This is a genomic window from Clostridium sp. ATCC BAA-442, assembly GCF_964239415.1.
GTDB lineage: Bacteria > Bacillota > Clostridia > Oscillospirales > Oscillospiraceae > Flavonifractor > Flavonifractor plautii.
Map to the genome: position 1 here is coordinate 17,798 of NZ_CAXSQB010000020.1, position 12,283 is coordinate 30,080.

14 protein-coding genes are annotated in these 12,283 nt (G+C 63.8%); all 14 read right to left on the reverse strand.

What is annotated here, in order from left to right; genetic code table 11:
• Window positions 1-2 precede the first annotated feature (2 nt).
• Window positions 3-740 (reverse strand): Stp1/IreP family PP2C-type Ser/Thr phosphatase, encoded by a 738-nt coding sequence (locus ACESY8_RS10160; protein ID WP_007489010.1) that lies wholly within the window; start codon window positions 738-740, stop codon window positions 3-5.
• Window positions 741-814: 74 nt separating this feature from the next.
• The gene (rlmN, locus tag ACESY8_RS10165; RefSeq protein ID WP_054338335.1) at window positions 815-1,843 is read right to left on the reverse strand and encodes a dual-specificity RNA methyltransferase RlmN; all 1,029 of its coding nucleotides are present in this window, start codon (window positions 1,841-1,843) and stop codon (window positions 815-817) included.
• Window positions 1,840-2,472 carry a hypothetical protein gene (locus ACESY8_RS10170; RefSeq protein WP_204682273.1) on the reverse strand — a complete coding sequence of 211 codons (633 nt, stop codon included), beginning with the start codon at window positions 2,470-2,472 and terminating at the stop codon, window positions 1,840-1,842. Before ACESY8_RS10170 ends, rlmN begins: the two co-directional genes overlap by 4 nt.
• Complete coding sequence (gene rsmB / locus ACESY8_RS10175; protein ID WP_204682275.1) at window positions 2,459-3,784, reverse strand: 16S rRNA (cytosine(967)-C(5))-methyltransferase RsmB; 1,326 nt, start codon at window positions 3,782-3,784, stop codon at window positions 2,459-2,461. Before rsmB ends, ACESY8_RS10170 begins: the two co-directional genes overlap by 14 nt.
• The gene (locus ACESY8_RS10180) at window positions 3,785-4,483 is read right to left on the reverse strand and encodes a zinc metallopeptidase (protein ID WP_021632380.1); all 699 of its coding nucleotides are present in this window, start codon (window positions 4,481-4,483) and stop codon (window positions 3,785-3,787) included. It lies immediately after the preceding gene.
• Between the two features lie 12 nt (window positions 4,484-4,495).
• Entirely contained in the window at window positions 4,496-5,749 is a 1,254-nt protein-coding gene (locus ACESY8_RS10185; RefSeq protein WP_434307660.1) for a glycosyltransferase family 39 protein, read from the reverse strand.
• Window positions 5,746-6,666 (reverse strand): methionyl-tRNA formyltransferase, encoded by a 921-nt coding sequence (fmt, locus tag ACESY8_RS10190; RefSeq protein ID WP_204682277.1) that lies wholly within the window; start codon window positions 6,664-6,666, stop codon window positions 5,746-5,748. The genes ACESY8_RS10185 and fmt overlap by 4 nt, the downstream gene beginning before the upstream one ends.
• Complete coding sequence (def, locus tag ACESY8_RS10195; RefSeq protein WP_054338334.1) at window positions 6,663-7,154, reverse strand: peptide deformylase; 492 nt, start codon at window positions 7,152-7,154, stop codon at window positions 6,663-6,665. Before def ends, fmt begins: the two co-directional genes overlap by 4 nt.
• 12 nt (window positions 7,155-7,166) lie before the next feature.
• Window positions 7,167-9,644, reverse strand: a complete 2,478-nt coding sequence (gene priA, locus ACESY8_RS10200) for a replication restart helicase PriA (RefSeq protein ID WP_498794726.1) — start codon at window positions 9,642-9,644, stop codon at window positions 7,167-7,169.
• Between the two features lie 65 nt (window positions 9,645-9,709).
• Window positions 9,710-9,907 (reverse strand): DNA-directed RNA polymerase subunit omega, encoded by a 198-nt coding sequence (gene rpoZ, locus ACESY8_RS10205; protein ID WP_007489023.1) that lies wholly within the window; start codon window positions 9,905-9,907, stop codon window positions 9,710-9,712.
• A gap of 6 nt (window positions 9,908-9,913) precedes the next feature.
• Window positions 9,914-10,525: a guanylate kinase gene (gene gmk, locus ACESY8_RS10210; RefSeq protein ID WP_007489024.1), complete on the reverse strand. Its 612-nt coding sequence runs from the start codon at window positions 10,523-10,525 to the stop codon at window positions 9,914-9,916.
• Window positions 10,522-10,794 carry an extracellular matrix/biofilm regulator RemA gene (remA, locus tag ACESY8_RS10215; RefSeq protein ID WP_007489025.1) on the reverse strand — a complete coding sequence of 91 codons (273 nt, stop codon included), beginning with the start codon at window positions 10,792-10,794 and terminating at the stop codon, window positions 10,522-10,524. Before remA ends, gmk begins: the two co-directional genes overlap by 4 nt.
• Window positions 10,795-10,808: 14 nt before the next feature.
• On the reverse strand, window positions 10,809-11,675 hold the full coding sequence (locus ACESY8_RS10220; protein WP_243427618.1) for a YicC/YloC family endoribonuclease: 867 nt from the start codon (window positions 11,673-11,675) through the stop codon (window positions 10,809-10,811).
• A gap of 72 nt (window positions 11,676-11,747) precedes the next feature.
• The gene (locus tag ACESY8_RS10225) at window positions 11,748-12,281 is read right to left on the reverse strand and encodes a hypothetical protein (RefSeq protein WP_054338332.1); all 534 of its coding nucleotides are present in this window, start codon (window positions 12,279-12,281) and stop codon (window positions 11,748-11,750) included.
• Window positions 12,282-12,283: the final 2 nt, after the last annotated feature.

The following is a 12,283-nucleotide window of genomic DNA, read 5'->3' on the forward strand; positions in this document are numbered from 1 at the left end:
TTTTAAACGATCTGAAAGAGGACCGCCGTAACGTTGTCCGGCGCGCCTCTGGACAGAGTGATGTGGAGCAGGCGCTGGCAGCAGTCCGACGGCTCCCCGCCGTGGATGGCCTCGTAGAGCAGCTCCTGGTCCGTGACGATGTTGCTCAGCCCGTCGGAGCAGAGCAGCAGGAAGTCCCCCGGCTGGAGCTCCTTCTCGTACAGATCTGCCCGGATGCGCTCCTCAGAGCCCAGTGCCCGGGTGATCAGGTTCTTCCGGGGATGAGTACGGGCCTCCTCGGGGGTGATGTCCCCCCGCGCCACCATGTCCTCCACCACCGAGTGGTCCCGGGTCAGGCGGGTGATCCCGTCTTCATTGATGTGATAGGCCCGGCTGTCTCCGATGTTGAGCAGATAAGCGGTCTGCTCCACCACCAAGGCCGCCACCATAGTGGTGCCCATGCCGCGGCAGTCCGGGTCGGTGACGGCCCGGTGATAGACTGCCGTATTGGCGGTCTCCGCCGCCCGCGAAAGAACGGCGGCTGGCCCGGCCTCGCCATCGCCGTCCGGCTGCATGCCCTGCAGGGCGTCCACGAAGGTTTCCACGGCGATGAGACTGGCGATATTGCCCGCCTTGGCCCCGCCCATCCCGTCGCACACGACGCCGACCGCCAGGTGCTCTGAAGGAACGTCTAAGTAGAAACCGTCCTGATTTTGTGTTCTTACCGCGCCTTTGTCGGTAATACCCCATGCGTGTATCATACTGAACTTGCCTCTTTCCCGCGCGAGTCTGCCTCTGTTCACGCCCTGCGCGGCCAGGCGTGAGCCGACTTATGTTAAGTGTGTTCCTGCTGCATTGTCTTGCGGCGGAGCTGACCGCAGGAGGCGTCAATATCGCCCCCCAGCTTGCGGCGTACTGTGGCGGTGATGCCGTGGCTCTCCAGCCGCTTCTGGAAGGCCGCCACCCGCCTGCTGGGCTTGAGGGGGCTCTCCTCCACATTGTTGAGGGGAATCAGGTTCACATGCCCCGGCGTCCCCTTCAGGTGCCGAGCCAGCAGATCTGCCTGCCAGTCGGCGTCGTTAACTCCGTCAATCATGGCGTATTCATAGGAGATCCGCCGGCCGGTCTTTTCAAAATACCGGCGGCAGGCGGCGAACAGCTTCTCCACCCCCACGCTCCGGTTGACCGGCATGATGCGGCTCCGGGTTTCGTCGTCGGGGGCGTGCAGGGACACAGACAACGTTAATTGTAACTGATGGTCGGCCAATTTGTCAATTTTTTCAGTCAGGCCGCAGGTGGACAGCGAGATGTGCCGCATACCGATGTTCAGTCCATCGGGGCTGTTGACCAGCTCCAGAAAGCGGAGCACCGTGTCGAAGTTGTCCAGCGGCTCCCCAATGCCCATGAGCACGATGTTGCTGACCGGGGCTCCGGAGTCCATCTGGGTGAAAAGCACCTGATCCAGCATCTCAGCGGGTGTTAAGTCCCGCACCTTGCCCCCTAGTGTGGAGGCGCAGAAAGCACAGCCCATGCGGCATCCCACCTGAGAGGAGATGCACACAGTATTCCCATGATGATAGCGCATCAAAACCGTTTCAATACAGTTTCCGTCTCCCAGCCGCCACAGGTACTTGATGGTGCCGTCCAGGGCGGAGACCTGCTTGCGCTCCACCTGGGGCGCGTAGAGGATACAGGAGGCGGCCAGCTTCTCCCGCAGAGGCTTGGAGAGGTTGGTCATCTCGTCAAAAGAGAATACGCCCCGGTGAAGCCACTGGAACACCTGCTTGGCTCGAAACGCCGGCTCCCCCAGCTCCTTGAAATAGGCGGCCATCTCGGTCAGATTCATGGATTTGATGTCGGTCATGCGTTCTCTCCCCCGCCGGGCCTCCCCGGCGGCTCCAGTCCGTATTTTTTTGCCACCGCTGCCAGCCGTTCCGGCGTAACGGGCCGTGGTTCCGGGGTTGGGTGGTACGGCCCGCCGTCGTAAGGGGCCCGGCATGGCTCCAGCGGAAGAGCCGCCATGGAGGCGGAACTGCGCACCCATACCGCCTGGAACGTCCAGCCGTGGGTCTGCTCATACTCCAGATTCTCCGGAAGGACACGCATGTGCGCCTGAAATTCCGGATTATCCAGCAGCTTAGGGTGGTAGGCCATCTCCCGCCACAGCTCCAGGCCAAGGGTCGGGAAGCGATAGTTGCAGGCCAGCTCCGGATCCACGCAATCGCAGGCAAACTCGGCCTCTCGTGCCAGGCGCGGAATGAGCTCCTCCACGTGCACATGGGTCAGTTCCAGTCCATCCCAGAGTATCTGCCGATTCTCGTCCGCAAGCAGGCCAACCCCGGCCAGCCTGCCGTCCAGATAGTCCGTCCTGCAGTAATAGCCCGGAAAGACTCCGGGAAACAGACAGTTCTGAAGCTCAACCACCTTATCTTCTGTCATGCCCAGGCGGAAAGGGCCTATGCCCTTGTTTGGATACACTTCAAAGGTTTCCATCATCTTTCCTCCTCAGCCTGGCAAAGAAAAATCCGTCGGTGCCATGGCGATGGGGCCAGCAGGTGAGCATGCCGGTATCTGTATCCAAGAAGGGGCCAGGGACTTGGAATCCATCTAATGTAAAGTCTCTCCGCTTGTCTAAAAACGCCCTCACGACTCCCTCATTCTCCCGCCCCAGCAGGGTGCAGGTGGCGTAGAGAAGCACGCCGTCCGGGCGCACATAATCCGCCACATTGTCCAGAATGGCGGCCTGCACACGGGGCAGGTTCTCCAGAGGCTTAGGATCCTTGTAGCGAATGTCCGGCTTCTTGCGGATGATACCCAAGCCGGAGCAGGGTACATCGGCGAGTACCAGATCAAAGCTGTTAAGTAATTCGGCTTTTCGCTCCTTGCCGTCCAACAGGTTTGCATGGATGATATCCAGGCCCAGCCGCTGATAGCCCGCCTCGATCAGGCGCAGCTTGTGGGGGTGAATATCACAGGAGGTGACGCTCCCCTGGTTCTCCATGGCGATAGCGGCGGCGAAGGATTTGCCTCCAGGGGCTGCGCAGGCATCCAGCACCCTCCACCCCGGCTGCGGCGCGGCGGCCAGCACCGCCAGATGGGCGGCGGCATCCTGGATGTAAAAGTACCCCTTCTGGAACGCCTCCAGGTGTTCCAGACTCCCGGTGCCGTTCAGGAACAGGCAGTCCGGCAGCCAGGGATGGGGTTCCACTGCCACCCCCTCGACCGTCAGCATGGCAGCCAGCTCCTCTGCGGAGATTTTGAGGGTGTTTACCTGGGCACAGGTGGGCGGCTCGCGGTTATCGGCGGCCAACAGTGCCTCCGCCTCCTCCCTGCCCAGCCGGGCAACGAAGGAATCCACCAGCCACTGAGGATGGCTGTACCGGGTGGAGAGGTCGGCGGGCGGCTGCAGCGCCTCCCGCTGGCGGATCAGGCTGCGGAGCACCCCGTTGACCAGCCCTGCGGCCCTAGGATTTTTGGCCTTCTTTCGGGCCAAGGACACCGCCTCGCTGACGGCGGCGTGATCCGGCACCCGGTTCAGATACAAAAGCTGATAGGCTCCCAGGCGCAGCAGGTTGCGGATAGACGCCTCCAGCTTGTGCAGCGGGGTGGCACACAGCTTTGAAAGGTAAAAATCCAGCAACATCCGGTTTTGGAGTACACCGAAGCACAGCCGGGTCGCCAGGGCGGCGTCACGGCCGTCCAGCTTCGCTCCGCCGATGGCCTTTTTCAGATATCCGTCTGACCACGCCCCCTGCCTCTCGCAGGCGGTAAGGGCGTCCAGTGCAACTTCTCGGGCCTGCTTCATCTAATCCCTCCGTCGTCCTGCAAAGGCCAGCAGGAACCGCAGCAGCTGAGCCAGGGAGACCAGCAGGGCTGCCACATAAGTCATGGCGGCGGCCCCCAGCACCTTGCGGGCACCCCGCAGCTCATCGTCCTCCAGCAGATGGGTACCCTCCAGGCTGGCAATGGCCCGGCGGGAGGCGTTGAACTCCACCGGCAGCGTTACAAGCTGGAACACCACCGCCGTGGCAAACAGCAGCACGCCCACGCCGAACAGGGGCTGGGAGTAGAGCAGCAGGCCGATGACGATCAGGATCAGGGAGAGCTGGGAGCCGATATTGCAGATGGGCACCAGGGCGGAGCGCAGCTTGATGGGGCCGTACCCCACCGCGTACTGCACCGCATGGCCCGCCTCGTGGGCGGCCACTCCCACCGACGCGATGCTGTTGGAGCCGTACACCGCGTCGGACAGGCGGATCACATTGCTCCGGGGATCGTAGTGGTCGGTCAGCCGGCCGGAGACCCGCTCAATGCGCACATTTTGAATGCCGTGGGCCCGCAATACTGCTTCCGCCGCCTGGGCGCCGGTAAAGCCCCGGCGGCTGGCCATACGGGAGTAACGGTTGAAGGTGGAGGACACATTGAGCTGGGCCAGCAGGGCGATCAGCATGGCCGGTACCAGGATCATCCAGTAATAGGGATCGTAATAGTAGAAAAACGGCATGGAAACCTCCGTTCACATAATCTGCCCGCCCAACAGGTAGCACCACAGGTTCGCCAGGAACCCGACCCCCATCCCGCCCGCCAGCAGGGCGGTGAGCCGGGGCCGTTTTTCCGTCAGCGCAGCGGCGAACAGGAAGAACGGCAGGGCGCAGGACAGGTAGCGCCCGGCGCTGAGCAGCCAGGACAGGGAGTAGTTGAGCACCAGATAGGCGAAGGCATAGAGCGTATACATACTCCGGAACCGCCCGCAGGCGTACCAGAGCAGGGCAAAAAAGGCGGCAAAGAGTAGCAGGGTGGGAATCCAGATCTGAACCCGTATCGCCTCGTCATAGTAGGACAGGGCGTTTTGCAGCACATACCACAGGGTGTCTGAGATCCAGCAGAAGCCCTGGCTCCAGTGTTCCTGCATCACCGTAAAGGCAAAGGGATCCCCCGCCACGGCGGCGTTGAGGCCGAGATAGGCCAGGCTGCCCACAGCGGGCAGCAGTACCGCCGGCAGGCGGCGGAGGATGGCCCTCCCGTCAAATTTCCCCAGACTCTCTACCAATTCCGCTCCCGCCGCCCCAATGAGTAACAGACCATGCATGCGGGTCATAGCGGCCAAAACACCCCACATACCCGCCCGCCACCAACGGTGGCGGCGGATGTGCCAGAGAGCGGCGGCCGTAGTCAGCAGGAACAGCCCCTCGGTCATCACCCCGCCGAAGAAAAAGGCATATGGAAAGAGAGACAAAAAGAGAACCGTCCGCCGGGCGGCACCTTTCCCCAGCTCCCAGGCCGCCAGCCGGTACAGGTAGACGCACCCCGCGGAATAGCACAAAAAGGACACCATCAAGCCCGCCGCCATGGTATTATGCCCCGTCAAGGGGCAAACCAGCCGCACCAGCCAGGGATAGAGGGGGAAAAAGACCAGAAACAGGGGTCTGCCGTCCTCCCAATAGCCGGTGTAGCCCAGTTCGGCCAAGCCAACGTAGTGCCATGCATCCCATTTCTTCCAGATATCCGTGGCCCAGGACAGACCGGTACCCGGGTAGAGCACCAGGCAGGCCAGCGCGGCCACCGCCAGAAAGACGGTCAGGCGGAAGAGCAGGGCGGCGGAGAACACATGCAGAAGCTCCCGGCGGCTTACCTCACAGCCTCTGGAGGCAGATGCCGGTACGGCACAGGGCGCCGGAAGTCCGGCGGCCCCCAGCCACCGGAGCAACAGAGACAGCCCCAGGGCCAGCACTACTCCAGAGACCGCCAGCGTCCAGAGCAGATGGATCATCCCACAGGGATGGGGTGCCCCCGCAGATAGTCGGCGGCCTTCATGCGCTTGCCGCCGTCGGCCTGGAGCTCGTCAATGCGCAGCACCGTGCCTTCCCCGCAGGCCACCTGAATTCCCTCCTTCCCGGCGGCCAGGATAGTGCCGGGGGCGGCGGAAGTCGTGGCATCCAGTACGGAAGTGGAAAATACTTTACAGCGATTGCCGCCCAGCTCAGTGACAGCAGCCGGCCAGGGAATCAGCCCCCGCACCTGATTGTGGAGCGCCCGGGCGGGCCGGCTCCAGTCCATAGGGGAGAGCTCCCGGCTCAGCATGGGGGCCAGGGTGGCCTTGTCGTGCTCCTGAGGGATGCGGACAGCGGTACCGGCTGCAATATCCGCCACCACGTTCACCAGCAACTCCGCCCCCAGCACCGCCAGGCGGTCGTGAAGGGCCACCACAGTCTCGTCGGGATCAATGGGGGTGGCGGCCTGGGCGATGATGTCGCCGGCGTCCAGATCGTGGGCCATGTGCATGATGGTCACGCCGGTCTCGCGCTCCCCGTTGAGCACCGCCCAGTGGATGGGGGCCGCCCCCCGGTAGTTGGGCAGCAGGGACGAGTGGACGTTGATGCACCCCTTTGGGGGTGCGGCCAGGATCTCGTCCGGCAGAATGCGGCCGTAGGCGGCCACCACAATCAGCTCGGGAGCCAGCTCCTGAATCAGCACCAGAGCCGCGCCGTCCCGCAGCTTGACGGGCTGATAGACCGGGATATTGTGGGCCAAAGCGCACACCTTGACCGGCGGTGCCTGGAGCTTCATGCCACGGTTCCTGGGCTTGTCAGGCTGGGTGAATACCCCGCAGACCGTGTGCCCGGCGGCAATGAGCGCTTCCAGGGAGGGTACAGCAAAATCGGGGGTGCCCATAAACAGAATTCTCATTCTCCCTGCTCCTCCATCATGCGGTCCAGCTCCTCAGTGGTGTAGAGCCGGTCGGCATGCTCGGTGAACAGGTGGCCGTCCAGATGCTCAATCTCGTGGCAGAAGCAGCGGGCCACGATCTCCTCCCCCTCGGCCTCAAAGAAATTGCCGCTGCGGTCCTGGGCGCGCACCCGTACCTTGTAGGGGCGCTTGACCACGCCCCAGCGGCCGGGCACCGACAGGCAGCCCTCAAAGCCCTCCTGCTCCCCCTCCTGGGTGAGAATCTCGGGGTTGACCAGCTCCAGCATGTTGTCCTCGGCGTCCACCACAATGACCACCCGGCGGAGAATCCCCACCTGGGGGGCGGCCAGGCCAGCCCCGTTGGCATCCGCCAGGGTCTCCTTCAGATCGTCCAGCAGCGTGTGCAGGCGGGCGTCAAAGCTGGTGACCGGGCGGCACATCTTGTGCAGGGCAGGGTCTCCATCCGTCAAAATCTTGCGCAGGGCCATGGTGTTTCCTCCTTAATCCAGTGGGTTCACGTCCGCCGAGACGGACACCCCCTTGTTTTCCTTGTCGGTTTGCGCACAGCGGACCAGATGGGCCACCATGGCGCGAATTTCCTTTGTATTTTGTGCCGCCAGAGTCAGGCGGTAGCGGTAGCGGTCGTTGATCTTGGCCACGCTGGCCGGGGCGGGGCCAAGGACGGTCAGCTCCCAGTCCCGAAACGGCGGCTGGGCCAGCCACCCCTCCAGGGAGCGCCGCAGGCGCATACAGGTGCGCAGCACCGCGCTCTCCAGCAGCCCCGAGGCCGTCAGGACAAACAGCTCCCGAAAGGGCGGGCACAGGCGCATCCGGCGCAGCTCGATCTCCTGCTCATAGAAGCTGTCGTAGTCCTGACGGGCGGCGCAGCGGATCACGTCATTCTCCGGGGTAAAGGTCTGGATGACCGCCCTCCCCTGTTTGGCCCCCCGCCCGGCCCGGCCTACCACCTGGGTGAGCAGGGAAAAGGTGCGCTCCCCCGCCCGGTAGTCGTCCACATACAGGGAGAGGTCGGCGGAGATCACCCCCACCAGGGTGACATTCTCAAAATCCAGCCCCTTGGCCACCATCTGGGTGCCCACCAGCACTGGAATCCGCTCCTTCTCAAACCGGGAGAGCAGCTTCTCGTGGCTCTGGGTGGCGGAGACGGTGTCGGTGTCCATCCGCAGGATCTCCCGCCCCGGAAAGGCGGCGTGGAGCTCCTCCTCCACCTTCTGGGTGCCGTAGCCGAGGAAGTTCAACGCCCCGCCGCAGGAGGGGCAGGCGTCGGGCAGCGGCTCGGAGTGGCCGCAGTAGTGGCACATGAGCCGACCGTTGGCCGAGTGGTAGGTCAGGTGGACGGAGCAGCGGGGGCACTTGGGCACCTCGCCGCACTCGCCGCAGGTGACCATGCGGCTGGCCCCCCGGCGGTTGAGGAAGAGAATACTCTGCTCCCCCGCCTCCATGGCGGCGGCCAGCCCGGCCCTGAGGGGCCCGCTGAGGGAGGTGCCGTTGCCGGCGCGGAGCTCCTGTTTCATGTCGGCGATGAGCACCTCCGGCATGGCCTGCTCGTTGTACCGGCGGCGCAGGGTGAACAGGCGGTAGTCCCCCCGCCTGGCGTGGTACATGCTCTCCACCGAGGGGGTGGCCGAGCCCAGCACCAGCAGGGCGTCATTCTGAGCACAGCGGTATTTTGCCACGTCGCGGGCGTGGTATTTCGGGACGTTCTCCGATTTGTAGGTGGACTCCTGCTCCTCGTCCAGAATCAGCAGCCCCAGATTCCGCAGGGGGGCGAACACGGCGGAGCGGGTGCCGATGACCACCCGGGCCTGCCCGCTCCTCACCCGCTTCCACTCGTCGTACCGCTCCCCCGCCCGCAGGGACGAGTGGAGCACAGCGATGTCATCCCCGAAGTGGGAGGCGAAGATGCGCAGGAGCTGGGGGGTCAGGGCGATCTCGGGCACCAGCACCATGGCGGTACGGCCCCGGGCCAGTGCCTCATAGATCAACCGGAGATACACCTGGGTCTTGCCGCTGCCCGTCACCCCGTACAGCAGGGCGGCAGCGGGTCTTCCGGCCGCCGCCAGGGCGTCCAGTCCCTCAAAGGCCGCCTGCTGCTCGGCGTTGAGCACCGGGGGGGCGGCCCGCCCCCCCGCCTCCACCGTCACCCGACGGAACACCTCACGGTGTTCCAGGCGCAGGATACCGCTCTTTTCCAAAGAGCGCAGGGTGGCGTTGGCGGCCCCGGTGAAGTAGCACAGCTCCTTAGCCGAGGCGCTGCCGAGGGCGCACAGCAGCTCGGTCACGGCGTACCGCAGGGGCGCGGAGCGGCGCCTTGGCGTGACCAGGGCCATGGCCTCCTCGGGCGGGATGGCCAGCGAGGCCACCAGCTCTTTCTTGTCCCCCACCCCCCGGGAGGCGCTGGTTTCCAAGGTGAGAATGCCCTTGTCCCGCAGCAGCTTGAGGGCGGGATTGGGATCTTTTGTCCCGAACGCCTCCTTGATTTGGGTCACATCCGCCTCCCGCCCCGAGGCGAAGAGCAACTCCACGATGCGCCGGGCGTGCTCTGACCGGCCCGCCGCCGCATAGGCCGCCTCCCGGTCCACGCCGGGGGCCAGCTTCCAGCGATCCTGAAGGGAGAAGTACAGCCCCGCCGGGAGCATGGCCCGGGCCGCGTCGTACACGGTGCAGAACCAGCGTTCCCGCATCCACAGGGCCAGCCGGAGGGCCTCGCCGTCCAGCACCGGCTCTTCGTCCAGAACGGTGAGAATGCTCTTGTGCCTTGGGTCGTCCGGGTACCCGCCCTCCAGCGCCAGGACGATGCCCTCCGTCCGGCGGTTGCCCGCCCCGAAGGGGACGATCACCCGCATACCGGGGCGCAGGGTGTCCAGCAGCTCCGGCGGTACCTGGTAGTCGTAGGGCTTGTCGATGGCGTAGGTAGCGGCCTGCAGCGCGATCTTGGCCACGGTATTCCCCTCCATCTCTCCGCCCCCCTTTCCTCCAGAAAAGGCAAGCGCCGGGCGCTTCCCCGTCGCTTGCCTTATGCTCACTCCTCGTCGTTCAGCTCAACCTTGCCCTCGGCCACCTCGCGGATAGCGATGGTCACGGGCTTGTCGTCCAGCGGAATCCCGGCATCCTCCGCCTCGCTGGCCACCTGGCGGGCCCGCTGGGCCACTACGTTCACCAGCATATAGCGGCTGGGTACCTGCTTGAGCAGTTGGTTCATCGGGGGTTCGAGCATCATATTGGATCAGACTCCTTCCACAAGATTGATTCGGTGCTTGGTACGGCAGCTCTCCGCCGTCAGGATGGCGATGATCTCGCCCGCGGCCTCGGATACCTTGTCGTTGACCACCAGATAGTCATAATTGGGGATCTGCTTGCACTCCTCACGGGCCTTCTGGAGGCGGCCCTGGATGACCTCCTCCGCGTCGGTGGCCCGGCGGTGCAGGCGGCGGGAGAGCTCCTCAAAGGAGGGGGGGATGATAAAGATAAAAACCGCGTCTGGGCACTTGGCCCGCACCTTGGCCGCGCCCTGCACCTCAATATCCAGCAGCACGTCGGTGCCGGCGGACAGCTTCTCCTCGATCAGGCGAAGGGAGGTGCCGTAGTAATTATGGACATATTCGGCGTATTCCAACAGCTCACCGCCGGAAATCATGGACTCAAACTGCTCCCGGCTGACAAAATTGTAGTTGACGCCGTCCTCCTCTCCCACCCGTGGCTGGCGGGTGGTGAAGGAAACGGAGAAGTAGATGTTTTCCCGTTCGCTCAGGAGCTCGGAGATCACCGTGCTCTTGCCCACACCAGACGGGCCGGAGAGCACAATAAGCTGCCCCCTGGTTTTCTTTTTCAGGTTCATGCGTCCTCATCCTCCTCTGGGGCGGGCTCGTTCTCCCGGCCGCCCAGCCGCCCGGCCACTGTCTCTGGCTGTAGGGCCGAGAGAACGATGTGGTCGCTGTCCATGATGAGCACCGCCCGGGTGCGCCGCCCATAGGTGGCATCAATGAGCACACCCCGGTCCCGGGCCTCCTGGACCATGCGCTTAATGGGGGCCGACTCCGGGCTGACAATAGCGATGAGCCGTCCGGCGGAAACCATGTTTCCAAATCCGATATTGATAAGCTTCATCCTGCCCCACCGCCTTACTCGATGTTCTGGATCTGTTCCCGGATCTTCTCGATCTCGGCCTTGATATCCACCACGTATCCGGCGGTCTCAATATCATTGCATTTGGAGCCGATGGTGTTGGCCTCCCGGTTGAACTCCTGGATCAGAAAGTCCAGCTTGCGGCCTACGGGTCCCTCCTGGGCCAGCATGTGGTCCAGTTGGGACAGGTGACTGCGCAGGCGGACGGTCTCCTCGTCCACAGCCACCTTGTCGGCATAGATGGCGGCCTCGGTGAGGATGCGGCTCTCATCAAGCTGGGTGTTCTGAAGCACCTCCGCCATTTTGGCGCTCAGGCGGGCCCGGTAGTCGGCCACAATGCCGGGGGCGCGCTCCTCCACCCTGGTAGTGAGGGCCTCGATGGTGCGTGCCCGGCCGGTCACATCCTGGAAGAGCTTTTCGCCCTCCCGCGCCCGCATGGCGTCAAAGTCCTGAAGGGCCAGCTCCAGCACGGAGCAGATGTCCGTGCTCACGGCCTCCAGATCCTCCTGGCTCTTCTCCACCAGGAAGACATCCTGGAACCGGGAGAGCAGGGAAACCGAAATGTCGTCCTTTAAGCCGTAGCTGTCCCGCAGCGCGCACAGCGCGGCATAGTAGCCATCCGCAGCAGGCTTGTTGACCGAGATGGATACATCCCCGTTCTCCGACGGGCCGATGGTGACGAACACATCCACCTTGCCCCGGGAGATATGGGCCTGTACCTTGGATTTGATGGCGTCCTCCGCAAACACATAGATGCGGGGCAGCTTGATGGTGCAGTCCAGATAGCGGTTATTGACGGAGCGCAGCTCCACAGTGATGGAGCGGCCATGGACCACGGCCTCTCCCCTGCCGTAGCCCGTCATACTTTTCACCAACGCGGGTTCCCCCTGTTCCATTCGTCTTTTGTTCTGAGGCTATTCAAAAATTATACCAGACTAGGAAGTCTTTCGCAATACCCTGTCCACCCGGGCCACATAAAAGGAGATAAGCTTGGAGAAGCCCACGTCGTAAATCACAAAGGCTGCGTTCCCCGCCGCATAGACCATCCAAGGCGCTTGCAGCGTCTCCGGCAGGAAGGGCAGAAACAGGCTGTGCAGACCGAACCAGAACAGGGTCAGAACGGCGTTGAATACCGCCAGCTTGCACAGCCACTCCAGCGGCCGGGCGGGAATGCGCTCCAGCAGGCTCTTGAGCATGGGCCAGAGGCCGAAAAAGAGCAGGTAGAGCAGGGCGTTGGCCTTGTCGGGCACCAGCAGCAGGCCCAGCAGGCCTGCTGCGCCGTAGCAGAAGAACCCCGCCTTCAGCCCGGCCGACACCACCGCCCCCGCAGGAAAGAGGCCGGCAATGGCTACAATACCCATCCGCGCCGTGGGCGAGACGGCGGAGAGATAGAGGGCGATCAGCGACAGCGCAGCCAGCACGCCCACCAAGGCCACCCGGCTTGCGCCCGTTTCAGTATGGTTTCGCATGG

Bases quoted from the DNA above. Each gene is read 5' to 3' on its own strand.
- priA (WP_498794726.1), bottom strand. From the start codon at position 9,644: ATGGAGGGGAATACCGTGGCCAAGATCGCGCTGCAGGCCGCTACCTAC.
- gmk (WP_007489024.1), bottom strand. From the start codon at position 10,525: ATGAACCTGAAAAAGAAAACCAGGGGGCAGCTTATTGTGCTCTCCGGC.
- def (WP_054338334.1), bottom strand. From the start codon at position 7,154: ATGGCCCTGCGCAAGATTTTGACGGATGGAGACCCTGCCCTGCACAAG.
- ACESY8_RS10160 (WP_007489010.1), bottom strand. From the start codon at position 740: ATGATACACGCATGGGGTATTACCGACAAAGGCGCGGTAAGAACACAA.
- ACESY8_RS10225 (WP_054338332.1), bottom strand. From the start codon at position 12,281: ATGCGAAACCATACTGAAACGGGCGCAAGCCGGGTGGCCTTGGTGGGC.
- rsmB (WP_204682275.1), bottom strand. From the start codon at position 3,784: ATGAAGCAGGCCCGAGAAGTTGCACTGGACGCCCTTACCGCCTGCGAG.
- rpoZ (WP_007489023.1), bottom strand. From the start codon at position 9,907: ATGATGCTCGAACCCCCGATGAACCAACTGCTCAAGCAGGTACCCAGC.
- ACESY8_RS10170 (WP_204682273.1), bottom strand. From the start codon at position 2,472: ATGGAAACCTTTGAAGTGTATCCAAACAAGGGCATAGGCCCTTTCCGC.
- ACESY8_RS10185 (WP_434307660.1), bottom strand. From the start codon at position 5,749: ATGATCCATCTGCTCTGGACGCTGGCGGTCTCTGGAGTAGTGCTGGCC.
- fmt (WP_204682277.1), bottom strand. From the start codon at position 6,666: ATGAGAATTCTGTTTATGGGCACCCCCGATTTTGCTGTACCCTCCCTG.
- ACESY8_RS10220 (WP_243427618.1), bottom strand. From the start codon at position 11,675: ATGACGGGCTACGGCAGGGGAGAGGCCGTGGTCCATGGCCGCTCCATC.
- remA (WP_007489025.1), bottom strand. From the start codon at position 10,794: ATGAAGCTTATCAATATCGGATTTGGAAACATGGTTTCCGCCGGACGG.
- rlmN (WP_054338335.1), bottom strand. From the start codon at position 1,843: ATGACCGACATCAAATCCATGAATCTGACCGAGATGGCCGCCTATTTC.
- ACESY8_RS10180 (WP_021632380.1), bottom strand. From the start codon at position 4,483: ATGCCGTTTTTCTACTATTACGATCCCTATTACTGGATGATCCTGGTA.